Below are 24940 nucleotides of genomic sequence, written 5' to 3' on the forward strand. Positions count from 1 at the left end.
TAGATCAGTGGTGCAGGCCACCCCCGACCGGCGCGATCGGTGCCGGTGGCAGCGCCGCGAGCTCGTCCGCATCGGTCCACTCGATCGCTTCGAGCGGCTCGGTGAGGGCCAGACGAAGCACCTCGTCGACATGCTTAACGGGGATGATCTTCAACCCGGCCTTGATGTTGGCCGGGATCTCCGCGAGGTCCTTCTCGTTCTCGGCCGGGATCAGCACCGTCTCGATCCCGCCACGCAGAGCAGCCAGCAGCTTCTCCTTGAGGCCACCGATCGGCAGCACGCGACCACGCAGCGTGACCTCGCCGGTCATCGCCACCTCGCGCCGCACGGGCACGCCGGTCATCGTCGAGACGATCGACGTCACGATCCCAACGCCAGCCGACGGGCCGTCCTTGGGCGTCGCGCCTTCGGGCAGATGGATGTGGATGTCCTTGCGATTGAACAGCGACGGCTTGATCCCGTAGCTGGGCGCACGAGCCTTCACATAGCTGAACGCGGTCTCGATCGACTCCTTCATCACGTCGCCGAGCGTTCCTGTAAGCTTCGCAGCACCCTTGCCGGCCACCGTCACGCTCTCGATCGTCAGCAATTCACCGCCGACTTCGGTCCAGGCAAGCCCGGTGACCGCACCGATCTGGTTCTCGGTCTCACCGAGGCCGTGGCGGTATTTCTGCACGCCGGCATATTCGCCGACGTTCTCGGGCGTGATCGTGACGCTGGTCGTCTTGTTCTCGAGGATCTGGCGCAGCGCCTTGCGGCACAGCTTGGCGATCTCGCGCTCCAGCGTCCGCACGCCGGCCTCGCGCGTGTACTGTTGGATCAGCGTGCGCAGGCCTTCCTGCGTCAGCGTGAACTCGCCCGGCTTCAGCCCGTGCGCCTCGATCTGCTTCTCGACCAGGTGACGCTCGGCGATCTCGACCTTCTCGTCCTCGGTATAACCCTCAAGACGGATGATCTCCATCCGGTCGAGCAGCGCCTGCGGCAGGTTAAGCGAGTTGGCCGTGCACACGAACATCACGTCCGACAGGTCGATATCGACCTCCAGATAATGATCCTGGAACTTGCCGTTCTGCTCGGGATCGAGGACCTCCAGCAGCGCAGACGCCGGATCGCCGCGGAAGTCCTGGCCGAGCTTGTCGATCTCGTCGAGCAGGAACAGCGGGTTGGAGGTGCCGGCCTTTTTCAGGTTCGACACGATCTTGCCCGGCATCGAGCCGATATAGGTGCGGCGATGGCCGCGAATCTCCGCTTCGTCGCGCACGCCGCCGAGCGACTGGCGGATGAACTCGCGGCCCGTCGCCTTGGCGATCGACTTGCCGAGCGAGGTCTTGCCGACGCCGGGAGGGCCGACGAGGCACAGGATCGGCCCCTTCAGCTTGTTGGTGCGGGCCTGCACGGCGAGATACTCGACGATCCGGTCCTTGACCTTCTCGAGCGCGTAATGATCCTCGTCCAGCGTCACCTGCGCGGCGGCGATGTCCTTCTTGATCTTCGACTTCTTGCCCCACGGGAGCCCGAGCAGCACGTCGAGATAGTTGCGCACGACCGTCGCCTCGGCGCTCATCGGCGCCATCGTCTTGAGCTTCTTCAGCTCGGACGTCGCCTTGCCGCGCGCTTCCTTGCTCATCTTGAGCGTCGCGATCTTCTGCGTCAGCTCGGCGATCTCGTCGCCTTCACCCTCGCCATCCTCGTTGCCGAGCTCGCGCTGGATCGCCTTCAACTGCTCGTTCAGGTAATATTCGCGCTGCGTCTTCTCCATCTGGCGCTTGACGCGGCTCTTGATCTTCTTCTCGACCTGCAGGACGCCCAGCTCGCCCTCCATCGCCGTCATCGCCATTTCCAGGCGCTTCGACGGATTGGTCTCGATCAGCATCGCCTGCTTCTCGGCGACCTTGATCTGGACGTTGGCGATCACCGCATCGGAGAGCTTCGACGGCTCGTCGATCTCGGACAGCTGCACCGTCGTTTCCGACGAAAGCTTGCGGTTGAGCTTCACGTAATTCTCGAACTGCTCGATGACCGAGCGCATCAGCGCCGTGACCTCGGTGCCCTCGACCTCGACGTCGGCGACGGGCTCGACGGTGGCGGTGAGGAAATCGCCCGACTCGTCGAGCGTCTCCAGCGTCGCGCGCTGCTTGCCTTCCACAAGTACGCGGACGGTGCCGTCGGGAAGCTTCAGCAGCTGCAAGACGGTCGCAGTGACGCCCATCGAATACAGGTCGTCGCGCGACGGATCGTCCTCGGCCGGATCGACCTGTGCGACGAGATAGATCTCCTTGTCCGCCGCCATCGCCGCTTCGAGCGCGGCAACGGACTTATCGCGGCCGACGAACAGCGGCACGATCATGTGCGGAAAGACGACGATGTCGCGAAGGGGAAGGACGGGGTACTGGGTCATGAACGCTCCGGTGGGTGCCTGCATGGGGGCATGATCTGTAGCTTATATGGTGCGTTTGAGGCGTCCATCAATTGGTTGGTGGTGGTTCTGGCTTTTGGCGCGGTGAGCGCGCCGAACCGTTCTCCCGCGGAGGCGGGAGTCCAGGACCACGAACGATGGCACCCGCAACCCTGGACTCCTGCGTTCGCAGGAGAACAAGATGCCGGATCGGACTTGTAAGGGATCGGCCCAAGCGCGAGAACGTGGCATGATCTCGCATCTCCTCCTCGCCGCCAGCGCCACCGCGCTTCTCGCCGCCGCCCCGCTTCCAAAAAAGGGCGAGCCGGCGATCACCGCGCAGACGCAGCGTTCGGGGGGCGTGCTGACCCCGGAGCAGACTGCCCTGCGGTTCGACAGCGCGGATCTGGCGTTCGAGGTGCTGCCCGAAACCGAGAGCCTCAACGGCGTCGCGACGCTCGTCTTCACCGCGAAGGCTCCCCTCACCCGCCTGCCGATCGACCTCGATCGCAATCTGCCGGTCAGCGCGATCGCGATCGACGGCGTCGCGCTGCCGTCTTCCGCGTGGACCAATCCGGAGGGCCGGTTGACGATCACGCTGCCCGAACCCGTCGCGGCCGGCGGCAAGGTCACCGCGAAGATCACCTATGGCGGCACGCCGCACGTCGCGGTGAAGGCGCCGTGGGACGACGGCATGGTCTGGTCGAAGACGCCCGATGGCCGGACGTGGTTCGCGACCACTGCGGAGGGCTATGGCTGCGATCTGTTCTGGCCCTGCCTGGATTTCCCGACCGGCGAGCCTGCGCTGGTGACGCTGCACATCACCGTGCCGAAGGGCTTGAAGGCGCCCTCGAACGGCGTGCTGCTCGGTGTCGACACGCTGGCGGACGGCCGGACGACGTGGAACTGGCGCGCCAAGCATCCCAACACCTACGGCATCGCGCTGAACGTCGGGCCGTATGAGGAGATCAGCGGCACGTACAAGAGCCGCTACGGCAACAGCATCCCGATGTATTACTGGTACCTGCCCGGCGAGAAAGCGCAGGCTGAGACGCTGTTCGCCGAATTCGCGCCGACGCTCGATTTCTTCGAAAGCATGATCGGCCCCTACCCGTTCGGCGACGAAAAGCTCGGCGTCGTCGAGACTCCGCACAAGGGCATGGAGCACCAGACGATCAACGCCTACGGCAACGAATATGCCAAGGCGCCCGAGGGGTTCGACTGGCTGTTCCAGCACGAGTTCGCGCATGAATGGTTCGGCAACCAGCTGACCGCGGCGAACTGGGACGATTACTGGCTGCACGAGGGCTATGGCACGTACATGCAGCCGCTCTACGGCCAGTGGCGCGAGGGGCGTGCGCGCTATGCGGCGATGATGCAAGGCGAGCGCGCCTCGATCATGAACCTGAAGCCGATCACGCAGCAGCGCGTCACCACCGAGGAGGAGGTGTACGAGCTCGACAAGGGCGGTGCGGGGCAGGACATCTACTACAAGGGCTCGTGGATGCTCCACACGCTGCGGGGGCTGATCGGCGACAAGGCGTTCTTCGATGTGACACGGCTGGCCGTATATGGGCGCGCGGATCCCAAACCCGGTAATTTTGCGCCGCGGTTCGGCTTGACGAAGGAATATGAGGGGCTGGTGCGGAAGGTGACGGGGAAGGACTTTAAATGGTTCTTCGACGTGTATCTTCGTCAGGCCGCACTTCCCGAACTCGTCGAGACGCGGACCGCGAATACGCTGGCGCTGGCGTGGAAGGTGCCTGGCAACGGGCCTTTCCCGCTGCCGGTTGAGGTGCAGATCGATGGCCAGACCCGGAAATTGCCGATGACTGATGGGAAGGCGAGCCTGTCGGTACCGGCCGGCGCGCACGTCGTGATCGATCCCGACGCGCTCGTCCTGCGCCGAAGTATCGCGCAGGAAGAGGCCGCGGCCTGGAAATCCGCGCAAGCCGCGAAGGCCAAGCCCCAATGACCCAGCAGCCATTCCCCCGCGAAGGCGGGAGCCCAGGATTCCAAGCGACACCGCCCGAGACTCCTGGCCTCCTGCGTCCGCAGGAGAACGGGCCATGGCTTTCCCGCGCGACGGAAATGGCGGCGATCTTCATGGTCGGGGACGGCTTGATCGGCCTGCTCCAGCCGCGCCGGCACGTCGATCTCTGGAAGGACGATGCGCTGGGTACCGAGAAGCTGGTCGCGCCGTTCGTCGATCGCCCGGGTCGCCGCCGGCTCTACGCGGTAGTGCAGATCGCCGCGGGTCTCGCCTTGGCGGCGCGTCAGAAGCGATGAAGGCGGCGGGCTGGATTCTGTTGGCGCTCGCGCTGGCCGGATGCGGCTCGGGTCCTGATGCCGCGAGCGACCAGATCGCGCACGGCAAGCGAGTCTTCCAGCGCTGCACCGCGTGTCACACGATCGGCCAATATGCGACCGATACCGACGGCCCCAACCTCTACGGCGTGATGGGCGCGCCGATCGGCGAGCGGCGCACGCGCTTCTCGTACACCGCCGGGTTGAAGGCGCTCGGTGGCAATTGGGACAAGGAGCGCATGGACCAGTGGCTCGCCAACCCGCGTCGCATGGTGCCCGGCACGACGATGGCGTTCGCGGGCCTCCCCGACCCGAAGGACCGCGCCGACGTCATCGCCTATCTATCGACGCAAGGGCCCTGAATTTACGGCACAACGGTGGTGAACAGATAGGCGGCGAATATCACGAGGTGGACGACCCCCTGCAACACCGTCGTCCGCCCGGTGCCGAGGGACAGCGTGGCCACGAACAGCGACAGCGCGAGCAGCGTCATGCTCTTCGCATCGATGCCGAGCGCGATCGGCAGGTCGAGCACCAGCGACACGATCGCGACGCTGGGGATGGTCAGCCCGATCGTCGCCAGCGCAGAGCCGAGCGCGAGGTTGAGGCTGGTCTGCAACCGGTTGCGCCGTGCCGACTTGTAGGCGGCGAGGCTTTCCGGCGCGAGCACCAGCGCGGCGATCACGACGCCGACCACGGTCAGCGGCAGGCCCGCGCCGATCACTGCCGCCTCGATCGTCGGCGACAGCGTCTTGGCGAGCAGCACCACCGAGACGAGCGCGACCAGCAGCGCCGCGAACGCGATCCCCGTCGCGCAACCCGAGGGGGGCGCCGCGTGATCGTCCTTGTCGTCGGTCGCCGGCAGGAAATACTCGCGGTGGCGCACGGTCTGCACCAGCACGAAGGTGCCGTAGAGGATGAACGACACGACCGCGACGAACAGCAATTGCGAGGGCGCATAGGTCGGCCCGGGCGTCGACAGCGTGTAGTTCGGCAGGATCAGCGACAGCACCGCCATCGCCGCGAGCACGCCCAAGGCGGCGCTCGTCCCGGTCTGCGTGAAGCGCTGTTCGTGATGCCGCACCGCGCCCGCGAGCAGGCAGAAGCCGATGATGAAATTGAGGATGATCATGATCGCCGCGAACACCGTGTCTCGCGCCAGGGCGGTCGCATCCCCGGCATCGGAGAGCATGAGCGAGACGATCAGCGACACCTCGATCACCGTGACCGCGATCGCCAGTACGAGCGTCCCGAACGGCTCGCCGACCTTGTGCGCGATCACCTCGGCGTGGTGGACCGCAGCGAGCACGCTGCCGATCAGCACGACGACGGCGGCGACGGTGCCGATCACGCCCAGTTTGGCGAGCCCGACCAGCACCGCCAGAAGCCCAAGCGCCGGCGCGATCAGAGTCCAGACGGGGAGCGCCAGACGGTCGGGCATCGTCTCTGCCCCGTGGTCGTTCGGTCGTTCGGTCGCTTCTATCGTCATGCAGTCTCCTTCGTTCCGCTTGAACAACGAATGCATGATGGCGGGTTTGGGTCCGTTAAGGCGCGGTTGCCGACGGGTGGCGATCGGCTAAGCTTGCGGCACGCTGTCGTCCGAGCTCCGCCGAACGCTCGCGATGACGATCGACGTTTTGCAAGGCGCGCGTCTTAGCCGCTTCCTGAACTGTCCCACGCGGCAAGGGCCGGGCGGGGTTCTTGCCAAGCTACATCCGTCATCCTGACGAGAGTCAGGATTCAGAGCTACGACTGCCGTCTTACTTTACCCTGGGTCCTGACTTTCGTCAGGATGACGGAGGGGGTTTTGCGACGGCCTTCCCCCCTCTCCTTCTCCCAAACGAAAAAGGGCGCCGATCGCTCGACGCCCTTTCCCGTATCCTAATCCAGCAGAGCCTTACGCGGCGTCGCCGGTCTTCTTCTTCTCGGCATAGACGCGGATCGGTTCCTTGCGGCCTTCGATCACGTCCTTGTCGATCATTACCTCGTCGACGCCGTCCATGCCGGGCAGGTCGAACATCGTGTCGAGCAGGATGCTCTCCAGGATCGAGCGCAGCCCGCGCGCGCCGGTCTTGCGTTCGATGCCCTTCTTGGCGACCGAGACGAGAGCGTCGTCAGTAAAGCCGAGCGCGACGTCCTCCATCTCGAACAGCTTCTGGTACTGCTTGACCAGCGCGTTCTTCGGTTCCTTCAGGATCTTCACCAGCGCGTCGACGTCGAGGTCTTCGAGCGTCGCGATCACCGGCAAGCGACCGACGAACTCGGGAATAAGCCCGAACTTCAGCAGATCCTCAGGCTCGACCGACTTCAGCGTTTCGCCCGTCTTGCGCTCATCAGGCCCTGCGACATACGCGCCAAACCCGATCGACTTGCCCTGGAGACGGTCGCCGATGATCTTCTCGAGACCCGAGAACGCACCGCCGCAGATGAACAGGATGTTGGTCGTATCCACCTGCAGGAATTCCTGCTGCGGATGCTTGCGGCCACCCTGTGGTGGCACCGACGCGGTGGTGCCCTCCATCAGCTTGAGCAACGCCTGCTGCACGCCTTCGCCCGACACATCGCGCGTGATCGACGGGTTCTCGGCTTTCCGCGAAATCTTGTCGATCTCGTCGATATACACGATCCCGCGCTGCGCCCGCTCGACATTGTAGTCGGACGCCTGGAGCAGCTTGAGGATGATGTTCTCGACATCCTCGCCGACATAGCCCGCCTCGGTCAGCGTCGTCGCATCAGCCATCGTGAACGGCACGTCGAGGATGCGGGCGAGCGTCTGCGCGAGCAGCGTCTTGCCGCAACCGGTCGGCCCGACCAGCAGGATGTTCGACTTCGACAGTTCGACATCGGCACCCTTGGCGCCGTGGTTGAGCCGCTTGTAATGGTTGTGGACCGCCACCGACAGGACGCGCTTGGCGCGCTTCTGGCCGATCACGTAGTCGTCGAGGACGTCGCAGATTTCCTGCGGCGTGGGCACGCCGCCATCCTTCTTGGACACCAAGGCCGACTTCGTTTCCTCACGGATGATGTCGTTGCAAAGTTCGACGCACTCGTCGCAGATGAACACGGTTGGACCCGCGATCAGCTTGCGCACCTCATGCTGCGACTTGCCGCAGAACGAGCAATAGAGGGTGCTCTTCGAATCGCCACCGCTCAGCTTCGTCATTCAATCACCTCTCGCGCATGTCGGTGCACGTGCCGTTTCCGGGGCCACTACCGTAACGCGCCCCGGAGTTCCTTCAATCAAATAAACCCGCTTGGCGTACGATTCGCCTTACGCGGGCCTCGGTCAGGCCGGCTTGGTCGTATCGTCTGCCACGGCGGGGCGCTTGTCGAACACCTCGTCGACCAGACCGAAGCTCTTGGCTTCCTCAGCTTCGAGGAAGGTGTCGCGGTCCATCTTGCGCTCGATCTCCTCGATCGGCTGACCGGTGTACTTGGCGTACAGCTCGTTCATCCGCTTGCGGATGCGCAGGATCTCGCGCGCCTGAATCTCGATGTCGCTCGCCATGCCCTGTGCGCCGCCCGATGGCTGGTGGATCATGATCCGTGCATTGGTCATCGCGACCCGCATGCCGGGCTCGCCCGATGCGAGCAGGAAGCTGCCCATCGACGCCGCCTGGCCGACACAGACCGTGCCGACGCGCGGCCGGATGTACTGCATCGTGTCATGGATCGCCATGCCCGCCGTGACGACACCGCCCGGCGAGTTGATGTACATAAAGATGTCCTTCTTCGGGTTCTCGGACTCGAGGAAGAGCAGCTGCGCGGTGATCAGCGAGGCCATGCCGTCCTCGACGCCGCCGGTCACGAAGATGATGCGCTCGCGCAGGAGGCGCGAGAAGATGTCGAACGAGCGCTCGCCGCGGTTCGACTGCTCGATGACGATGGGAACCAGGCCTGCTTGCGTCTGCTGCAGGCCGAGCCCGGCGCTGGCCAACGGGCTCGCGAAATCGCCGGTCTCGAACGGATTGTGCATGGAAATCTCTCTTATGCCCCAGTGAACCGCTAACATCGGCGGTCCGGAAGGGGAGTTCAAGCCCTTCACACCTCTCCCACCGAGGAGTGAGAGACGCTGAGCGATCCTGCCCCCGCCAAGGGGAGGATCACAAGAATCTAGTCGCGATCCGACTTAGAGGCCCGGTGCGGGGTAGGCGAGGTACGCGAGGCGGCGGACTTCGCGGCGGCCTCTGACCACCGTGTCGAGAATCAGGCCCGTGAAGACGTTGAGCGCGGCGAAGATGCCGAGGCCAGTGATCAGGATCGCGGTCGGGAAGCGCGGCACCTGGTGGATCTCGATATACGTCAGCACCAGCGGGATGCCGAGGATCAGCGCGAGCACCCCGAACACGCCGCCAATCACCCCGAAGAACCACAAGGGCCGCTCGATCCGGTAGAGCGTCATGATCGTGCGGAGGATGCGCCAGCCGTCGCCGTACGTGCTGAGCTTCGATTCGGAGCCTTCGGGACGCGCGTAATAGGGCGTCTCGACCTCGCCGATCGGCATCTTGAGTTCGAGCGCGTGAACGCTGATCTCGGTCTCGATCTCGAACCCGGCCGACAGCGAGGGGAAACTCTTCACGAACCGCCGTGAGAACACCCGGTAACCTGATAGAATGTCGGTGAAACTCCGCCCGAACAGGCGCGCGAGCATGCCGGTGAGCAGCGCGTTGCCGAACCGGTGGCCGCGGCGATAGGCGAGCTCGATCTGGCTGATGCGCGAGCCGACGACCATGTCGAGCTGCTCGTCGAGGACACGCTTGACCAAGTTCGGTGCGGAGGCCGCGTCGTAGGTCGCGTCGCCGTCCGCCATGACATAGATGTCGGCATCGATATCGGCGAACATGCGGCGGACGACGGCGCCCTTGCCCTGGATGCGCTCGGTCCTGACGACGGCGCCAGCGGCGCGCGCGACCTCGATCGTGCGGTCGGCGCTGTTGTTGTCGTAGACGTAGATGATGGCGCTCGGCAGCGCTTCGCGGAACCCGGCGATCGTCTGCGCGATCGCGGCTTCCTCGTTGTAGCAGGGGAGCAGGACGGCGATTCTCGGTTCGGTCATGCCCTGTCCTCAGTATCAAAAACGACGCGCCGGCCGCATCGCCCAGAACGCACGTCCCCGGCGGAGGCCGAGGCCCAACTGGGAAAGGCCCATAACGGAGCTTTGCGGCTCGTTACAGCTACCTTTCCAATCGGGCCCCGGCCTCTGTCGGGGAAGTGCCCCTTTTACGGGTCGTACAGTGCGACCCGTCACCCCGGACCAGGCCTGGGGTGACGGGGAAGGCGTTACGCCTCGGTCTTGGTCGCCGCCTTCTTGGCAGCGGGCTTCTTCGCGGCGGGCTTCTTCGCCGGTGCGTCGGCGGCTTCGGTGCCCTCTGCGTTCTCGGCAGCGACCGGCGACGATTCCGTCACGGCCGTCTCGGCTTCGACAGGGGCCGCCTTCTTTTTGGCAGGCGCCTTCTTGGCGGGCTTGGCGTCTTCCGCCGCATCCGAAGCAGGCGCCTCTTCCGTCACGGCCGCGTCGTCGGCAGGCGCTGCCTTCTTCTTGGCAGCAGCCTTCTTCTTCGGCTTGTGGTTGTCGTGATCATGCGTGTGCGTGCCGCTGGCGAACCCGTCCTCGCTCTCGATCGCAGCCTCGAGCTCCTCGCGCGTGGCGTCGCGGTCGGTGATCTCGGCCTTCTCGAACAGGAAGTCGACGACCTTGTCCTCGTACAGCGGCGCACGCAGCTGGGCGGCCGCCATCGGCTCCTGCTGGATGTACTGCATGAACTGCTGACGCTGCTCGGCCGGATACTGCTGCGCTGCCTGCGCCATCAGACGCTGCATTTCCTGGTTGGAAACCTCGACGCCGTTCGCCTGGCCGATTTCTGACAGGAGCAGGCCGAGGCGCACGCGACGCTCGGCGATCTTGCGGTAATCGTCACGCTCGCCTTCCATCTCCGCCATCGCGGCCTCGGGATCGGCCTCGTGCGTGGCTTCGTGCTGGAGCTGCGACCAGATCTGGTTGAACTCGGCTTCGACCATCGACGGCGGCACTTCGAAGTCGTGACCCTCGGCAAGCTGGTCGAGCAGCTTGCGCTTCATGTGCGTGCGCGTGAGGCCGTTATGCTCCTGCTCGATCTGACCCTTGAGCAGGCCCGTGAGCTGCTCGAGGCTCTCGAGACCCAGCGACTTGGCCAGATCCTCGTCGATCTTGCTCTCGCCTGTGGTCTTCACCGACTTGACGGTGATGTCGAACGTGGCCGGCTGGCCCGCGAGCGACTTCTCCTGATACTCCTCGGGGAAGGTCACGTTCAGGACCTTGTCGTCGCCGGTCTTCACGCCGACAAGCTGATCCTCGAAGCCGGGGATCAGGCGACCCGAACCGAGCTCGACGCCCATGTCGGTGCCCGTGCCGCCGTCGAACGCGACGCCATCAGCGGTCTTGCCGACGAAATCGACGGTGACGAGGTCACCCATGGCCGCGACATAATCGTCAGCGGCGTCGTCCCACTTCTTCTGCTGGTCGGCGAACTTCTGGAGCTGCTCGGTGACGGCCTCGTCGGCGACGGGCACGGTCAGGCGCTCGAGCTTGATACCGTCGATCGCGGGTGCGGGGACCTGCGGGAGGACCTCCATCTCGACCTTGACGACCGCGTCCTTGCCGATGTCATAGCCGTCTTCCAGCTCGACCGACGGCTGCATCGCGGGGCGAAGCTGCTTTTCGGCGACGAGCGTCTGGACGCCTTCCTGGATGGCGGCGTTCACCGCGTCCTGCGTCAGCGCGGGACCGTGCATCTTGCGGATGAGGTTCGCCGGCACCTTGCCCGGACGGAAGCCCGGCATCTTCATCTGCGGCGCCAGGCGCTTCAGTTCGACATCGACCTTCGCATCGATATCCTTCGCGGTGATGGTGAGCGTGTAGGCGCGCTTGAGGCCCTCGTTCAACGTCTCGACAGTCTGCATGTCCGGCCTTTGTCTAAAAGAGCATTCGGGAAAAATTCGTCTGGGTGTCGCCCCGCCCGAGCGGCGGAGTGGTGCGGGCGAAGGGACTCGAACCCCCACATCTTGCGATGGCAGGACCTAAACCTGCTGCGTCTACCAGTTCCGCCACGCCCGCACAGGACATCGCCGTAGCGGGCGCGTCTATACCAACGTTGTATGCCGGGGCAAGCACGCAAGGCAATACGTGGGCAACTACACGGGATCGCACGCGTTGATGCGGAAGAAGGAGAGAGCATCATGGCTACCCAACCCCCCGCAGAATTCCCGACGCCCTCGTCGCCTGCCGAGCCGACGACGCCACCGCCGGAGTTTAATCCGCCCGCGCCCGACGTCGACTATCCCGATCCGAGCGGACCCTCGACCGACCCCACGCCCATCCAGCCGGAGGTGTGACGATGAGTGATCCCCATGCCGGCACCAACCCGGAAACGCCGCCCGAGGATCGTGACGCAGACACGCGCAGCGACATCGAGCAGGCGGTGGAATCCCGTTCCGATGCGGTTGAGCGCGGCGAAGGCGGCGACGAACCCCAGACGTTTACCGATACCGGCATGCCGGACGGCGTCGGCGGCACCGGTGGCGTGACGAAAAATCAGGACGGCGACGCGCAATAAGGTCGCGTCAGCAACCAGACAGGCGGGAGGCGGTATGCGATAACGCACCCCTCCCGCCAAACAGGACTCGACGATTCCCACGATCCCCACCTTTGCCGAGCATCAGCACCTCTATCTCGGACTGGGCGCCCTCGTTCTGCTGCTGATCGTCGCGCAGCGCGTTCCCGTGATACGGTCGCTGGTGAACATCGTGACGACGCTCGCGCTCTTGGCCGTGTTGTTCGTGGCGATCGATCAGCGCCGCCAGTTCGATCCCTATATCGGCAAGATCGCGCGCTTCCTGAAGATCGAGGATCAGCAGGTCGTCGGTGGCGAGGTTCGGATCCGCATGGCGGCGGACGGGCATTTCTGGGCGCGCGCGACGATCGACGGCATCAGCCGCCGGTTGTTGATCGACAGCGGCGCGACGATCACCGCGATCTCGCAGCAGACGGCGGACGCGGCGCGGATCGATGCGAAGTCCAGCGTCGTGCCGATCGTGCTCCAGACCGCAAACGGATCGATCCCCGCGCAGACCGGCCGCATCCGCGAACTCAAGCTCGGCGCGATCGTCGCGCGCGACCTGCAGGTGGTGGTGTCGCCCGCGTTCGGCGAAACGAACGTGCTCGGCATGAACTTCCTGTCGCGCCTCGCATCGTGGCGGGTCGAGGAGAATGTGCTGATTATGGTCCCGCACCATCCGCAGAAGGTGGACACGTAACGCTTCCGACGGGAACTCCACCCCGGCGAAGGCCGGGGCCCAATTGGAAAGGTCTCAATAACGAAGCGCTGCCTTACGTTGGCATCGTTCCCCAATTGGGCCCCGGCCTTCGCAGGGGTGGTTCTGGCTGGCGCCGGCGAACAATACTTTTCCCGTTCCCCCGCATAGGCAGGGGCCCAGGAACCCAGCAGCGTTGCGCGCGGATACCTTGGGCTCCCGCTTTCGCGGGAGAACAAAGTCGTTACGGCGCCACCGACTCCCCAAGCGCGCTCTTCAGCACCTCGTTCACCACGGCAGGATTGGCCTTGCCGCCCATAGCCTTCATCGTCTGACCGACGAAGAACCCGAACAGCTTGTCCTTGCCGCCGCGATAATCCGCGACCTTGTCGGCGTTCGCTGCCATCACCTCGGCAATGACCTTCTCGATCGCGCCGGTGTCGCTGGTCTGCTTCAGTCCGCGATCCTCGACGACCTTCGCCGCACCATCACCGGTCTCGAGCATTACCTCGAACACCTGCTTGGCGAGGCTACCCGACAACGTGCCGTCGGCGATCAGCCCGAGCAACTCCGCCGCCTGCGCCGGCGATACGGGCGAGTTCTCGATGTCCTTGCCAGTCCGGTTCAGTGCGCCGAACAGTTCCGACGTCGTCCAGTTCGCCGCCGCCGCGGGCTTCACCCCCGCGTCGAGCAACGCATCGAACCAGCGCGCCGCCTCGACCTCGGCGGTCAGCACGGTCGCCTGGTATGGCGCGATCCCGAGCGCCTCGTAGCGCGCGCGCTTCGCATCGGGGAGTTCGGGCAACGACGCACGGCACTCGGCGAGAAACGCGTCGTCGAGCACGAGCGGCAACAGATCCGGATCGGGGAAGTAGCGGTAATCATGCGCATCTTCCTTCGACCGCATCGACCGCGTCTCGTTGCGATCGGGATCGTAGAGCCGAGTCTCCTGCTGGATCTTGCCACCGGCCTCGATCACCTCGACCTGCCGCTTGGCCTCCTGCTCGACCACCGCCATCACGAAGCGCACCGAATTGACGTTCTTCGTCTCGGTCCGCGTGCCGAGCTCGTCGCCCGCTTTACGCACGCTGACATTGACGTCGGCGCGCATCGAGCCTTCTTCCATGTTGCCGTCGCACGACCCGACATAGCGCAGGATCGATCGTAGCTTCCGCAGGTAAGCCCCTGTTTCGGCAGGCGATGCGAGATCGGGCTTCGACACGATCTCCATCAGCGCGACGCCCGAGCGGTTAAGATCGACATAGCTCTGCGTCGGATGCTGGTCGTGCATCAGCTTGCCGGCATCCTGCTCGACATGGATGCGCTCGACACCGATCCGCTTGCCCGTCGCATCCGGGTTCTTCTCGTCGAGGCTGATATCGATCGCGCCCTCGCCGACGATCGGATGATAGAGCTGGCTGATCTGATAGCCCTGCGGAAGGTCGGCGTAGAAATAGTTCTTCCGGTCGAACCGCGACCACTTATTGATCTGCGCCTCGATCGCCATGCCGGTACGGACCGCCTGGCGGATGCACTCGCGGTTCGGGATCGGCAGCATGCCGGGCATCGCCGCATCGACGAGGCTGACCTGCGTGTTGGGCTCCGCCCCGAACGCGGTCGCCGCGCCGGAGAACAGCTTGGCGTTCGACGTCACCTGCGCATGGACTTCGAGGCCGATCACCACCTCCCACTCGCCGGTTTCGCCCTGAATACGATAGTCGCTCATATTACCACCAAGCCTCCGGCCGCGCCGTAAATCCTGCCCGCTGTTCGATCGCGAGCCCTGCGTTCAGCACGCCTTGTTCGTCGAGCGGCTTGCCGATGATCTGCAAGCCCAGCGGCAGACCGTGGTGATCGAGGCCACCCGGCACCGACATCGCCGGCAGACCCGCCAGCGACGACGGCACGGTGAAGACGTCGTTCAGATACATCGCGATCGGATCGGCCGACTTCTCGCCGAGCGCGAACGCCGCCGAGGGTGCGGTCGGCGTGAGCAGGACGTCGCACGTCGCCCACGCCTTCTCGAAGTCACGCGCGATGAGGGTGCGGACCTTCTGCGCCTGCGTGTAGTACGCATCGTAGAAGCCGGCCGACAGCACGTAGGTGCCGATCATGATGCGGCGCTTCACCTCGGGTCCGAAGCCGTCGGCGCGGGTCGCGGCGTACATGTCCTGCAACCCGGCGCCCGTCGGCAGGTCGCGGATGCCGTAACGGACGCCGTCATAGCGCGCGAGGTTCGACGAGGCCTCGGCGGGCGCGATGATGTAATAGGCGGGCAGCGCGTATTTGGTGTGCGGGAGCGAGACCTCGACGATCGTCGCGCCGGCATCCTTCAGCCAGTCGATGCCCTGCTGCCAGAGCGCCTCGATCTCCTCGGGCATCCCGTCGACGCGATATTCCTTGGGAATACCGACGCGCAGGCCATTGAGATTGGCCGACAAACCCGCTTCCCATTTCGGCACGTCGATCTGCAACGAGGTGCCGTCCTTCGCGTCGAACCCCGCCATCGCCTCCAGCAGGATCGCACAATCCTTCACGTCGCGCGCCATCGGCCCGGCCTGGTCGAGCGACGAGGCGAACGCGATCGTCCCCCAGCGCGAGCAGCGACCATAGGTGGGCTTGATGCCCGAGATGCCGGTGAAGGCGGCGGGCTGGCGGATCGAGCCGCCGGTGTCGGTGCCGGTCGCGCCGGGGCAGAGCCGCGCAGCGACGGCCGACGACGAACCACCCGACGATCCGCCCGGCGCGAGCGCGGCATTGCCGCCATCGTTGCGCTTCCAGGGGCTGATCACGTTGCCGAACGCGGAGGTCTCGTTCGACGAGCCCATCGCGAACTGGTCCATGTTCAGCTTGCCGAGCATGCCCGCGCCCGCGTCCCACAGATTCTGCGAGACGGTCGATTCGTAGGTCGGCGTGAAGCCTTCGAGGATATGGCTCGCCGCGGTCGTGGTGACGCCCGCGGTGCAGAACAGGTCCTTCATGCCGATCGGCACGCCGGCGAGCGGCTTGAGCGTCTCGCCCGCCGCGCGCGCGGTGTCCGCGGCGGTGGCAGCGGCGATCGCGTGTTCGGGCGTCTCGACCAGAAACGCGTTCAACGCCTTGGCCTGGCTCACCTTGACGATGAACGCGTCAGCGACTTCGCGGGCCTTGAAGGAGCCGTCGCGAACGCCGTCGCGGATGCCGGCAACGCCCAGATCGGTAAGGTCGGTCATTATTCGATCACCTTCGGCACGGCGAAGAACCCGTGCTCTGCAACGGGCGCGTTCGCGAGCACCTGCTCGCGGATGCCGCCGCCGGTCAGCGGGTCGGCGTTGACGACGTCGTCGCGCAGCCGCAGCGTGTTGGGGATGACGGCGGTCATCGGCTCGACGCCGGTCGTATCGACCTCGCCCAGCATCTCGATCCAGCCAAGGATGTTTCCGAGTTCCGGCGCCATGCGGGCGGCGTCCTCGTCGGTGATCGCGATGCGCGCAAGGCTCGCGATCCGCTTCACGGTTGCAGTATCTACGGACATGCCGCTCGGCTAGCACCGCGCGACGCGAGGGCGCAACACCCTTCGTGTTCCCCCGCGGAGGCGGGGGCCCGGGATTACGGGCGGTGCCGCTTGAGATCCTGGGCCCCCGCCTCCGCGGGGGAACAGCTTACTTCGGCGAGAGGCGCCCGTTGCAACCGCCCCCAGCTTGCGGCACGGGGGCCGCAACGCCTGCACGGAAGGTCCCGCTTGGCCCGCAAGTTCCTCTATTTCATCGTCGTGATGATCGTCCTCGCGATCGCGGCGCTGCTCGCCTACCGGCTGTACGGGACGGAGATGATCCGGATCGCGATGGTCCCGCGCGAGACGTTCCACGCGCAACGCGAAGCCCCGCGCAACATCTACGCGCGGAAAGTCATGTGGCTCGCGCGGCCCGATGCGCCCGGCAACCCCGCGCTCTGGACGCCGCCGGGCTATACCCCCGGCGTAGCGGGAACGGGCGCGGCGATCTTCTTCATCCATCCGACCTCGTACATCAACCGCGACCATTGGAACGCGCCGATCGACGATCCTGAGACCAACGCGCGGGCCGAGTTGTTCCTCCGGGGACAGGCTAGCGCGTTCAACGAGGCCGGCGACATCTGGGCGCCGCGCTACCGCCAGGCGACGTTCGGCGCCTTCCTGACCAGCGAGGCCGACAGCGAACGCGCGCTCGCGCTGGCCTACGGCGACGTCTCCGCCGCGTTCGACCGCTTTCTCAACGAGGCCGGCCCGACCCGCCCGATCATCCTCGCGGGCCACAGCCAGGGTGCGCTCCACCTCACCCGCCTGCTGCGCGACCGCATCGCCACCGACCCGAAGCTGAAGGCGCGGATCGTCGCGGCCTATGTCGTCGGCTGGCCCGTCTCGCGCGCGACCGACCTGCCGCGCATGGGCCTCGCCGAATGCCGCGCCGCCGACCAGACCGGCTGCATCCTGTCCTGGGAGAGTTTCGCCGAGCCCGCCGACCCGGCGCTGATCGTCGACGCCTATGATCAGACCACCGGGTTCGACGGCCGGCCCCGCAAGGGCACGTCGATCGTCTGCACCAACCCGCTGACCGGCACCGCCGACGCCGCCGCGCCCGCGACCGCCAACCTCGGCACACTCGTCCCCGCCGCCGATCTCGCGACCGCGACGATCGCGGTCGGCAGCGTCCCCGCACGCTGCGCCGACCGCGGCTTCCTGCTGATCGGCGAAGGTCCTAGCCTCGGACCCTACGTGCTGCCCGGCAACAACTACCACGTCTACGACTACAGCCTGTTCTGGGCGAACATCCGCGCCGACGCCAACCGCAGACTGGCAGCGTTCAGGAAATGATCACCGTCTCCCCCGCCCTCTTCCGCGACGCGCTCCCCAATGGCGGGCGGCTGATCGGGCTCGACGTCGGCACCAAGACGATCGGCACCGCGCTGTGCGACGCCGGCTGGTCGTTCGCGAGCCCTGCCCTCCTGATCCGCCGCACGAAATTCCAGAAGGACAAGACCGCGCTCGCCGAGATCATCAAGGCACAGAAGGTCGTCGGGCTCGTCATCGGCCTGCCGATCAACCTCGACGGCAGCGAAAGCCCGCGGTCGCAATCGACCCGGGCATTCGCGCAGAACCTCAAGGACATGGGCCTCCCGATCCTGTTGCAGGACGAACGCTGGTCGACCGTCGCGGTCACCCGCACGCTGATCGAACAGGACGCCAGCCGCGCCAAGCGCGCCGAACTCGTCGACAAGATGGCCGCCGCCTACATCCTGCAAGGCGCGATCGACGCGCTGGTCACGGCACGAATCTAGCGGACGACCCGGTAGAGCGACGACTCGCCGTTGGTCCATATCAACCGCAGATCCCCCGCTCGTGCCACGCCGGGCGCAAACCCGATCGTCCAGACATGCGTGAAGGCCGCACGCGGAAATTGCGCGATCGTGGTATCGAACTTGGAGCCGATATCGCCACAGATCGCCGGGTAGACGCTCTGGCTGGGGTCCGAGAGATACGGCGTGGCGACAGGGTACCGGATGCGGAGCGCCTGCTGCCCCTCGATCGCCCATTGCTCGTTGGTGAAGACGTCGCGTCGCACGATCGCCAGCCCCGGCAGGTGATCGCGCCGCAGGTCGGTCCACGCACCGATGCAGGGTCGCGCGATCAGCGAGAGCACGGCGGCCCCGCGCGGGATCGCCGGGATCGCCGCGAGTTCGCGTTGCTGGTCGTGCGAACGCTCGACGAAGCTCATGGTGTTGCCGGCAAGGCGGACCAACAGGAAGGCCATCGCCGCGACCGCCAGCAGCCGCGACAGCCTGGCATCCTTCGGCGCGATCGATATCAGCGCCAGCATCGCCGTGGCCGGTGTCATCCGCATATCGACATAGGCGCCCCCCATCAGCAGGCGTGGCAGGACCAGGAACGCGCCGAGGCACAGCAAGGCCGGCCATCCGACCAGCGGCGACAGCGCCATCCTTGGGCTCCGCACCGCGAAATACACCAGCGCGACGAGCGGCAGCAACGATGCGAGGTCGAACCATTGCCAGCGATCTCGAAACAGCGACAGGAACCACAGGGCCTTGACCGGCAGATCGAACCAGTCGTCCGCCCCCAGCCCCCCCGCGGCCTTTCCGGCGGTTGCCGCCATCACGATCAACGGCAAGACGAGCGAGAAACACTGGATCGCCACGCTCACGCATGCCGGGACCCAGCGCTTGCCGTCCGCCCGGAGCCGGGCGAGCTCGGCCCCTGCCGCCATCAGGCCGAACAGACCCCAGCCGAAGCTGTGCGCGATCCACAGCGCGCACGCGACCGGCACGAACACGATACCCCGCAGCACGAAACGACGCTCCCGCCCGAGCCGTATCCACAACGCGAGCGCGCAGAAGGCCAGCGCCTGCGAAAGCGCGAAATTGACGAAGCCGAACTGGAACGGCCATGCATAGGCGAGCGGCAGCGCGAAGATCGCGGTCGGCGGTATCCGGCCATGCGCCTCGCGCGCGGTCCACAGCAAGCCGGCGGCGGTCAGCATCGGGATTGCGATTACCGCCAGCTTCGTCGCCGGTTCTAACCCGACCAACCGTGCGAGCGCCGGCACCACCAGATCCATCCCGAGGTTCGGGATCAACGCCCAGTGATACGCGTAATAGCGCTGAAGATCGGGCGAGGTCGGCAGCGCCATCGCGATATGCCAGCGCCCCATATGCCCCGGCAGGTCGCCAAGCGGTGGCAGCGCCGGCCACAACAACGGCACCGCCGACAGCAGGATCAGCGCCAGGGCGAACCACCACGTCTCCCACCACCGTCGCCCTGTATTTGCCTTGCCGTCCTGCATCATCCCCCCTGTTCGCCCACGTCATCCCATGACCGGACTAATTTCGGATTAACCATGCATATCGGGACCAACGATCGCGCGATGCTTGCCCCCTGCCCCCGCGCCCACTATCCCGCGGCTTTAATGCGACCTTCAGATCACCGCCCCGCCGCCCTCATCGAAGGCGGCGCCGTCTTCCCGCACCGGCATCTCACCGGCATCGACGGGCTCCAGCCGCACGAGATCGCGTTCCTGCTCGACGAGGCGGAGACGTGGGTCGGCGCGAACCGGACGCATGCGACGCCCGACAAACGGCTCGCCGGCCTCACCCAGATCAACGCGTTCTTCGAGAACTCGACGCGGACGCTGCTGTCGTTCGAGATCGCCGGCAAGCGGCTCGGCGCCGACGTCGTCAACATGCACGCCGCGCAGTCGAGCGTGAAGAAGGGCGAGACGCTGATCGACACCGCGATGACGCTGAACGCGATGCGCGCCGACGTGATCGTGATCCGCCATATGTCGTCAGGCGCGGTGCGGCTGATCGCGGACAAGGTCGACTGTCCGGTGTTGAACGCGGGCGACGGGCGGCACGAACATCCCACCCAGGCGCTGCTCGATGCGCTGACGATCCGTCGCCGGAAAGGCGCGATCGCGGGGCAGCGAATCGTGATCTGCGGCGACTTGCTGCACAGCCGGGTCGCTCGGTCTAATATTCTTGCCCTCACCGCGCTTGCCGCGGAAGTCCGCGTTTGCGCGCCGTCGACGCTGATGCCGCCGATGATCGAGCGGATGGGCGTGACCGCGTTCACCGATTTCGACAAGGCGCTGGAGGGCGCGGACGTGGTGATGATGCTGCGCTTGCAGAACGAGCGGATGGACGGCGCCTATGTGCCCTCCACGCGCGAATATCGGCTTCGCTACGGGCTGACGCTCGACCGTCTGGCGAAGGCGGCGCCCGATGCGCTGGTGATGCACCCCGGCCCGATGAACCGCGGCGTGGAGATCGATTCCGCGGTCGCCGATCATGCCCGCTCGGCGATCACCGAGCAGGTCGAGATGGGGGTCGCCGTCCGCATGGCGTGCCTCGACGTGCTGACTCGAAGAGCGCGCGGCGTGGAGGGTTGGGCATGATCCTCGCGCTCACCAACGCCACGCTCGCCTGCCCGGTCGGTGGCGTGTCGAAAGGCAATGTCCTGGTCCGCGACGGCGCGATCGTCGCGACCGGGATCCTCGACATTCCGTCGGATGCCGAGATCGTCGACTGCGCCGGCAAGACCGTCGCGCCGGGGATCGTCGATCTCGGCGTGGCGAAGGTCGATCGCGCGGCGTTCCGCGCTGGCGGGATTGTCCGGATCGGCCTCATGCCCGACCAGTCGCCGGTGCTGGACGACCCCGGCATCGTCCAGCGCGCCGCGCTGATCGGCAAGCCCGACCTGTGGATCCACCCCATCGCTGCCGCCACGCGCGGCCTAGAAGGCCATGACCTTGCGGAGATGGCGATCTGCGTTTCGGCGGGGGCGAAGGCGGTCGGCACGGGCCGGCACTGGATCGCCGACAGCGGTGTGATGCGGCGCGTGCTGGCCTATGCGCGCGACCTGGACGTGACGGTGGTCGCGCATGCCGAGGATGGCGGGCTCACCGCCGGCGCGGTCGCGACCGAGGGCGAGACGGCGACCCGCCTCGGCCTGCCCGCCGCACCTGCGGTGGCCGAGGCGCTCGCGATCGCGCGCGACCTGATGCTCGCCGAGGATACCGGCGCGCGCATCCACATCCGCCAGGTGACGACGGCGGCGGGGTTCGACCTGATCCGCGCCGCGAAGCGTCGCGGCGTTGCCGTCACCTGCGGGATCACGCCCGCGCATCTGCACCTGTCGGAGATAGCGGTCAGCGACTTCCGGTCGTTCGCGCTGCTGTCCCCGCCGCTGCGTGCGGAGGGCGATCGACGGGCCGCGCTGGACGCGATCGCCGACGGGACGATCGACGTGCTGTGTTCGGGCCACGAGCCGCGTGGGCCGGAGGAGAAGCGGTTGCCGTTCACCGATTCGACCAGCGGGATGGCCGGCGCGGAAACGTTGCTGCCGCTCGCGCTGATGCTGGTGCGCGACGAGTTGCTGACGCTGGAACGGCTGTTCGCGCTGCTGGCGCGCAATCCGGCGCGGGTCCTGGGGCTCGATACGGGGACGCTGGAGGCGGGCAAGCCTGCCGACCTGATGCTGTTCGACCAGCAGGCGCCGTGGCAGATCGTCGGGGAAGAATTCCTGGCCGAGGCGGGGAATACGCCGTTCGATGGCTTGCCGGTGCAGGGGCGCGTGTTGCGATTGTGGAAGGGTGGTAGGGAGGTTCGGTGAGGGGCGCGGGTGATACCCCACCAACATCACCCCGGCGAAGGCCGGGGCCCAACTGGGGAACGTCGCCAACTGAGCGTTGTCCACCGTTACGCCGACCTTTCCAATTGGGCCCCGGCCTTCGCCGGGGTGGTCGTTACTCTATAGGTGCGCGCCCTTACCGCGACGCCATCTGCATCCCGGGCTTGCGCAACCACTGCGCCATTGCGTCGCCCGCACCCTGGCGGACGAAGCAGGCGCCGCCCTTGGCACGGTATTGGCGGCACATAGAGTCCGCCGCCGGCCGGCTGAAACCGCCGACCGAGAGGCGGTAGAAATCCTCGCCCTTGGCCTTGAACGTCATGCCGTTCGGCGAATGCCCGGCGAGCATCGCAAACCGGCGCGAGGCGCGGCCCCAGGCGTCCTTGGCCACGCCCGCGCTCTCGAACGCGCCGAGCTGGACATACCAGGTGCCCGTCGCCGGTGCCTTCGCTTCATACGCCGCGGTCGCCATCCCGCGTCCCGTCGAGGCCGGGGTGGCGGCAAGCTTGATCGGACCATTCTCCGGGCGGAGCATCGTCGACGGCAACGCCTGGACGACCTCCTGCCGCGGGCCGAACGACACCTTCGAAAAGCCGGCGGCCGGCGTCGAGGCGACCTCGACCGGTACGGCGTCGGTCGGCGGGGCGACCGGTTCTACCGCCGCCAAGGCCTGCTCCGGAACACCCGGGACCATGGGCGCAGGCGCGTTCAGCGCCAGCGCGACCGGCTGGCCGGCGTCCGCCACCGCCCGCACGCCGAGCAGGCTCGCCACCTGGTCCGACGCGGTCGCAGGCTGCGCGAACAGCGCCCATTGCTGGAGCCGTGCGTCGACATCGGCCGGCGCCATGTCCGCCGCGGCGACCACGCGCGCCTCCGGCCAGCGACCCGCCAACGCGAAACTCAGCGCCAGATTCTGCCGGACCTTCGCATTCGTCTCGGGCGACCGCGCCACCTCGGTCAGCAGCGCGATCCCGCCCGCGGTATCCCCCGCCAGCGACAGTGCGAGCCCACGATCGGGCGCCGGAATGATCGTCGCGTTCGCTGTCAGAGTCTGCCGGGCCGCCTGCCAGTCGCCCGTCGCGACCTGTGCCAGCGCGAGGTTCAGCGCCGCCTTGCCGTTGGTCGGCGAAAGCTGAAGCGTATCCGCGAACGCGCGCGAGGCCGACGTGAAGCGGCCGCCTTGCAGATAGCTCTGGCCGAGCAGCATGCGGTATTCTGCCGACTGCGGCATCAGCGCGACCGCCCCCTCGGCATAGCCGATCGCCACCGGCCCCTCGCGCCGGGCGAGCGCGGTCTGCGCCTTGCCGGCGTTCGCCGCCGCGCCCTTGGCGGCCAACGCGCCGCTGCGGTCGCTTGCCGACGCTACGCCGCCGCCAGTGGCCGCACAGCCGACCATCGTACCGCCGAGCAGGAGGGCGGAAATGCCGCCGAGGAGGAGCGCGCGCGTGTTCATCGGGATAATCCCTGTTTCAACGTTTTGACGTGGCCGGCGGCAGCTGCGCGACGAGCGCATCCACCTCCGGTACAGTGTGCAGAAAGGCGTCGAGCGCCTGCGTGACGAGCTGTTGCGACGAACGGCCGGTAACGGCGCTCGCCAGCCGCAGCCGGAGATGCCGGTCGGTATCGAGCCGAAGCGTAAACGCGGCCTTTGCACCCCCGGTTTTGGACAACGTCTCGCGCCCGATCCGCGCAGCAGTCGCCTTCGACACGGACGCGACCGGCCGCTCGATCTCGACCTTCAGCGCGTCCCGATCGACCAGCACCTGCGGCTGCGAACCGCCCATGTCGTTCCAGCCGAGGTCGTCGAGCGCGTCCGTCGGCGCCTGATCGTCGAGATCCGGCTGGCGCATCGCCGGGCGGGCCGTACCCTTGCGGGCCAGCAGCGACGACGAGAGCGAGGGAAGCGGTTCGGGTCGTGCCATGGCGTCAGCCGATGACCCGGCGGCCAAAGCCACCTGCGGCGGGACGCTGTCCGACCGCGGTCGGCACGCTGAACACGGTCCGACGGAAATTCTTCTCGAGCCGGTCGCAGACATAGGTCCACAGCGCTTCGATCTCGGCGGTCGACTTGCTCCTCGGATCGAGCTCCATGACCGTTCGTCCGTCGATCATCGATACGGCGAAGTCGGTGCGCTGGTGGACGATGACCGGTGCCACGGTCCCGTGCTGCGACAGCGCGAGCGTCGCATCGGCGGTGATGCGCGCTTTCGGGGTCGCGGCGTTGACCACGAAGATCAGCGGCTTGCCGGCGCGCGCGCACATGTCGACGGTGGCACCGACCGCGCGCAGGTCGTGCGGGCTCGGCCTCGTCGGCACGACGATCAGCTCGGCGACCTGGATCACGCTCTGGATCGCCATCGTGATCGCGGGCGGGGTATCGATCATCGCCAGCTTGAAGCCTTGCTGGCGGAGTATCTCGAGATCGGCGGCGAGCCGCGACACGGTGGTCTGCGCGAACGCCGGCTCCTCGGCGGTGCGTTCGTTCCACCAGTCGGACAGCGAGCCCTGCGGATCGATGTCGATCAGCACCACCGGACCATGGCCGGCACGCTCCGCCTGGACGGCGAGATGACCCGTCAAGGTCGTCTTCCCCGATCCCCCTTTCTGCGATGCGAACGCCAGAACGCGCATAATTGGCCTGATCCCCAGTAATCGCAGCGGGCATGGCATGCGCGGGTCAAGAAGCGGTTAACGGCGCTTCATAATGGGCTTGAATCGAGCGAAATCGGTCGGAAAGCACGCGCGTGCCCTTTGCCTTGCGCCACGAACGGCGGCATGGTGGCGACGAG

The 24940-nt window shown here is 66.5% G+C and carries 23 protein-coding genes and 1 tRNA gene; 10 read left to right on the forward strand and 14 right to left on the reverse strand.

What is annotated here, in order from left to right; all coding sequences use genetic code 11:
* Window positions 1–4: 4 nt before the first annotated feature.
* Window positions 5–2398, reverse strand: a complete 2394-nt coding sequence (lon, locus tag EQZ23_RS03440; RefSeq protein ID WP_128453035.1) for an endopeptidase La — start codon at window positions 2396–2398, stop codon at window positions 5–7.
* Window positions 2399–2645: 247 nt separating this feature from the next.
* On the opposite strand from lon, the gene EQZ23_RS03445 reads away from it, so the two are divergent.
* The 3 genes from EQZ23_RS03445 to EQZ23_RS03455 are packed head-to-tail and all read left to right on the forward strand — an operon-like array spanning window position 2646 to window position 5064.
* Window positions 2646–4370 (forward strand): M1 family metallopeptidase, encoded by a 1725-nt coding sequence (locus EQZ23_RS03445; protein WP_128453036.1) that lies wholly within the window; start codon window positions 2646–2648, stop codon window positions 4368–4370.
* On the forward strand, window positions 4367–4684 hold the full coding sequence (locus EQZ23_RS20155) for a hypothetical protein (RefSeq protein ID WP_240663174.1): 318 nt from the start codon (window positions 4367–4369) through the stop codon (window positions 4682–4684). The genes EQZ23_RS03445 and EQZ23_RS20155 overlap by 4 nt, the downstream gene beginning before the upstream one ends.
* Entirely contained in the window at window positions 4681–5064 is a 384-nt protein-coding gene (locus EQZ23_RS03455; protein WP_128453037.1) for a c-type cytochrome, read from the forward strand. Before EQZ23_RS20155 ends, EQZ23_RS03455 begins: the two co-directional genes overlap by 4 nt.
* 2 nt (window positions 5065–5066) lie before the next feature.
* Here EQZ23_RS03455 and EQZ23_RS03460 read toward each other — a convergent pair whose 3' ends face one another.
* The 6 genes from EQZ23_RS03460 to EQZ23_RS03485 all read right to left on the reverse strand — a co-directional run bounded on the left by EQZ23_RS03460 (window position 5067) and on the right by EQZ23_RS03485 (window position 11795).
* Window positions 5067–6191, reverse strand: coding sequence for an ionic transporter y4hA (locus tag EQZ23_RS03460; protein ID WP_128453038.1), 1125 nt, complete (start codon window positions 6189–6191; stop codon window positions 5067–5069).
* 408 nt (window positions 6192–6599) lie between these two features.
* Window positions 6600–7865, reverse strand: a complete 1266-nt coding sequence (gene clpX / locus EQZ23_RS03465; protein ID WP_056048170.1) for an ATP-dependent Clp protease ATP-binding subunit ClpX — start codon at window positions 7863–7865, stop codon at window positions 6600–6602.
* Between the two features lie 123 nt (window positions 7866–7988).
* Window positions 7989–8678: an ATP-dependent Clp protease proteolytic subunit gene (locus EQZ23_RS03470; protein ID WP_128453039.1), complete on the reverse strand. Its 690-nt coding sequence runs from the start codon at window positions 8676–8678 to the stop codon at window positions 7989–7991.
* Between the two features lie 153 nt (window positions 8679–8831).
* Window positions 8832–9758, reverse strand: a complete 927-nt coding sequence (locus EQZ23_RS03475) for a glycosyltransferase family 2 protein (protein WP_128453040.1) — start codon at window positions 9756–9758, stop codon at window positions 8832–8834.
* Between the two features lie 224 nt (window positions 9759–9982).
* On the reverse strand, window positions 9983–11641 hold the full coding sequence (tig, locus tag EQZ23_RS03480; protein ID WP_128453041.1) for a trigger factor: 1659 nt from the start codon (window positions 11639–11641) through the stop codon (window positions 9983–9985).
* A gap of 69 nt (window positions 11642–11710) precedes the next feature.
* Window positions 11711–11795 (reverse strand) — tRNA-Leu (locus tag EQZ23_RS03485).
* A gap of 122 nt (window positions 11796–11917) precedes the next feature.
* Here EQZ23_RS03485 and EQZ23_RS19725 point away from each other — a divergent pair.
* From EQZ23_RS19725 to EQZ23_RS03495, 3 genes are all read left to right on the forward strand, one after another.
* Window positions 11918–12073: a hypothetical protein gene (locus EQZ23_RS19725; RefSeq protein WP_164913369.1), complete on the forward strand. Its 156-nt coding sequence runs from the start codon at window positions 11918–11920 to the stop codon at window positions 12071–12073.
* Window positions 12074–12075: 2 nt separating this feature from the next.
* Complete coding sequence (locus tag EQZ23_RS03490; protein ID WP_128453042.1) at window positions 12076–12294, forward strand: hypothetical protein; 219 nt, start codon at window positions 12076–12078, stop codon at window positions 12292–12294.
* Window positions 12295–12475: 181 nt separating this feature from the next.
* The gene (locus EQZ23_RS03495) at window positions 12476–12994 is read left to right on the forward strand and encodes a TIGR02281 family clan AA aspartic protease (RefSeq protein WP_240663176.1); all 519 of its coding nucleotides are present in this window, start codon (window positions 12476–12478) and stop codon (window positions 12992–12994) included.
* 241 nt (window positions 12995–13235) lie between these two features.
* Here the strand turns inward: EQZ23_RS03495 and gatB are convergent, their stop codons facing one another.
* Genes gatB through gatC form a run of 3 tightly spaced genes read right to left on the reverse strand, consistent with a single transcriptional unit; the run spans window position 13236 to window position 16505 of the window.
* The gene (gene gatB / locus EQZ23_RS03500) at window positions 13236–14717 is read right to left on the reverse strand and encodes an Asp-tRNA(Asn)/Glu-tRNA(Gln) amidotransferase subunit GatB (RefSeq protein WP_128453044.1); all 1482 of its coding nucleotides are present in this window, start codon (window positions 14715–14717) and stop codon (window positions 13236–13238) included.
* Window position 14718: 1 nt separating this feature from the next.
* The gene (gatA, locus tag EQZ23_RS03505; RefSeq protein ID WP_128453045.1) at window positions 14719–16203 is read right to left on the reverse strand and encodes an Asp-tRNA(Asn)/Glu-tRNA(Gln) amidotransferase subunit GatA; all 1485 of its coding nucleotides are present in this window, start codon (window positions 16201–16203) and stop codon (window positions 14719–14721) included.
* Window positions 16203–16505 carry an Asp-tRNA(Asn)/Glu-tRNA(Gln) amidotransferase subunit GatC gene (gene gatC / locus EQZ23_RS03510; protein ID WP_128453046.1) on the reverse strand — a complete coding sequence of 101 codons (303 nt, stop codon included), beginning with the start codon at window positions 16503–16505 and terminating at the stop codon, window positions 16203–16205. The genes gatA and gatC overlap by 1 nt, the downstream gene beginning before the upstream one ends.
* Window positions 16506–16712: 207 nt before the next feature.
* Between gatC and EQZ23_RS03515 the strand changes: the two genes are divergently transcribed.
* Together EQZ23_RS03515 and ruvX are read left to right on the forward strand one after the other, a co-directional pair.
* Window positions 16713–17822: a DUF3089 domain-containing protein gene (locus EQZ23_RS03515; protein ID WP_128453047.1), complete on the forward strand. Its 1110-nt coding sequence runs from the start codon at window positions 16713–16715 to the stop codon at window positions 17820–17822.
* On the forward strand, window positions 17819–18286 hold the full coding sequence (gene ruvX, locus EQZ23_RS03520; protein WP_128453048.1) for a Holliday junction resolvase RuvX: 468 nt from the start codon (window positions 17819–17821) through the stop codon (window positions 18284–18286). The genes EQZ23_RS03515 and ruvX overlap by 4 nt, the downstream gene beginning before the upstream one ends.
* Here ruvX and EQZ23_RS03525 read toward each other — a convergent pair.
* Complete coding sequence (locus EQZ23_RS03525) at window positions 18283–19806, reverse strand: hypothetical protein (RefSeq protein ID WP_128453049.1); 1524 nt, start codon at window positions 19804–19806, stop codon at window positions 18283–18285. The genes ruvX and EQZ23_RS03525 overlap by 4 nt on opposite strands.
* Window positions 19807–19929: 123 nt before the next feature.
* Between EQZ23_RS03525 and EQZ23_RS03530 the strand changes: the two genes are divergently transcribed.
* Both EQZ23_RS03530 and EQZ23_RS03535 read left to right on the forward strand, forming a co-directional pair.
* Window positions 19930–20916 (forward strand): aspartate carbamoyltransferase catalytic subunit, encoded by a 987-nt coding sequence (locus EQZ23_RS03530; protein WP_128453050.1) that lies wholly within the window; start codon window positions 19930–19932, stop codon window positions 20914–20916.
* Window positions 20913–22133, forward strand: coding sequence for an amidohydrolase family protein (locus EQZ23_RS03535; protein WP_128453051.1), 1221 nt, complete (start codon window positions 20913–20915; stop codon window positions 22131–22133). The genes EQZ23_RS03530 and EQZ23_RS03535 overlap by 4 nt, the downstream gene beginning before the upstream one ends.
* Window positions 22134–22287: 154 nt before the next feature.
* On the opposite strand, the gene EQZ23_RS03540 is transcribed toward EQZ23_RS03535, so the two are convergent.
* Genes EQZ23_RS03540 through EQZ23_RS03550 form a run of 3 tightly spaced genes read right to left on the reverse strand, consistent with a single transcriptional unit; the run spans window position 22288 to window position 24782 of the window.
* On the reverse strand, window positions 22288–23604 hold the full coding sequence (locus EQZ23_RS03540; RefSeq protein WP_128453052.1) for a tetratricopeptide repeat protein: 1317 nt from the start codon (window positions 23602–23604) through the stop codon (window positions 22288–22290).
* A 16-nt stretch (window positions 23605–23620) separates the two neighbouring features.
* A complete protein-coding gene (locus EQZ23_RS03545; protein ID WP_128453053.1) occupies window positions 23621–24073 on the reverse strand; it encodes a hypothetical protein in 453 nt (150 codons plus the stop codon).
* Window positions 24074–24077: 4 nt separating this feature from the next.
* Window positions 24078–24782 carry a ParA family protein gene (locus EQZ23_RS03550; RefSeq protein ID WP_128453054.1) on the reverse strand — a complete coding sequence of 235 codons (705 nt, stop codon included), beginning with the start codon at window positions 24780–24782 and terminating at the stop codon, window positions 24078–24080.
* Window positions 24783–24940 lie beyond the last annotated feature (158 nt).

Origin of the sequence: Sphingomonas sp. UV9 (assembly GCF_004101245.1) — a bacterium.
In the GTDB taxonomy this organism is placed as follows: domain Bacteria; phylum Pseudomonadota; class Alphaproteobacteria; order Sphingomonadales; family Sphingomonadaceae; genus Sphingomonas.

Excerpts from the sequence above, each read along its gene's own strand:
- lon (WP_128453035.1), bottom strand. The coding sequence starts at position 2,398 with ATGACCCAGTACCCCGTCCTTCCCCTTCGCGACATCGTCGTCTTTCCG.
- EQZ23_RS03445 (WP_128453036.1), top strand. The coding sequence starts at position 2,646 with ATGATCTCGCATCTCCTCCTCGCCGCCAGCGCCACCGCGCTTCTCGCC.
- EQZ23_RS20155 (WP_240663174.1), top strand. The coding sequence starts at position 4,367 with ATGACCCAGCAGCCATTCCCCCGCGAAGGCGGGAGCCCAGGATTCCAA.
- EQZ23_RS03455 (WP_128453037.1), top strand. The coding sequence starts at position 4,681 with ATGAAGGCGGCGGGCTGGATTCTGTTGGCGCTCGCGCTGGCCGGATGC.
- EQZ23_RS03460 (WP_128453038.1), bottom strand. The coding sequence starts at position 6,191 with ATGACGATAGAAGCGACCGAACGACCGAACGACCACGGGGCAGAGACG.
- clpX (WP_056048170.1), bottom strand. The coding sequence starts at position 7,865 with ATGACGAAGCTGAGCGGTGGCGATTCGAAGAGCACCCTCTATTGCTCG.
- EQZ23_RS03470 (WP_128453039.1), bottom strand. The coding sequence starts at position 8,678 with ATGCACAATCCGTTCGAGACCGGCGATTTCGCGAGCCCGTTGGCCAGC.
- EQZ23_RS03475 (WP_128453040.1), bottom strand. The coding sequence starts at position 9,758 with ATGACCGAACCGAGAATCGCCGTCCTGCTCCCCTGCTACAACGAGGAA.
- tig (WP_128453041.1), bottom strand. The coding sequence starts at position 11,641 with ATGCAGACTGTCGAGACGTTGAACGAGGGCCTCAAGCGCGCCTACACG.
- EQZ23_RS19725 (WP_164913369.1), top strand. The coding sequence starts at position 11,918 with ATGGCTACCCAACCCCCCGCAGAATTCCCGACGCCCTCGTCGCCTGCC.
- EQZ23_RS03490 (WP_128453042.1), top strand. The coding sequence starts at position 12,076 with ATGAGTGATCCCCATGCCGGCACCAACCCGGAAACGCCGCCCGAGGAT.
- gatB (WP_128453044.1), bottom strand. The coding sequence starts at position 14,717 with ATGAGCGACTATCGTATTCAGGGCGAAACCGGCGAGTGGGAGGTGGTG.
- gatA (WP_128453045.1), bottom strand. The coding sequence starts at position 16,203 with ATGACCGACCTTACCGATCTGGGCGTTGCCGGCATCCGCGACGGCGTT.
- gatC (WP_128453046.1), bottom strand. The coding sequence starts at position 16,505 with ATGTCCGTAGATACTGCAACCGTGAAGCGGATCGCGAGCCTTGCGCGC.
- ruvX (WP_128453048.1), top strand. The coding sequence starts at position 17,819 with ATGATCACCGTCTCCCCCGCCCTCTTCCGCGACGCGCTCCCCAATGGC.
- EQZ23_RS03525 (WP_128453049.1), bottom strand. The coding sequence starts at position 19,806 with ATGCAGGACGGCAAGGCAAATACAGGGCGACGGTGGTGGGAGACGTGG.
- EQZ23_RS03530 (WP_128453050.1), top strand. The coding sequence starts at position 19,930 with ATGCGACCTTCAGATCACCGCCCCGCCGCCCTCATCGAAGGCGGCGCC.
- EQZ23_RS03535 (WP_128453051.1), top strand. The coding sequence starts at position 20,913 with ATGATCCTCGCGCTCACCAACGCCACGCTCGCCTGCCCGGTCGGTGGC.
- EQZ23_RS03540 (WP_128453052.1), bottom strand. The coding sequence starts at position 23,604 with ATGAACACGCGCGCGCTCCTCCTCGGCGGCATTTCCGCCCTCCTGCTC.
- EQZ23_RS03545 (WP_128453053.1), bottom strand. The coding sequence starts at position 24,073 with ATGGCACGACCCGAACCGCTTCCCTCGCTCTCGTCGTCGCTGCTGGCC.
- EQZ23_RS03550 (WP_128453054.1), bottom strand. The coding sequence starts at position 24,782 with ATGCGCGTTCTGGCGTTCGCATCGCAGAAAGGGGGATCGGGGAAGACG.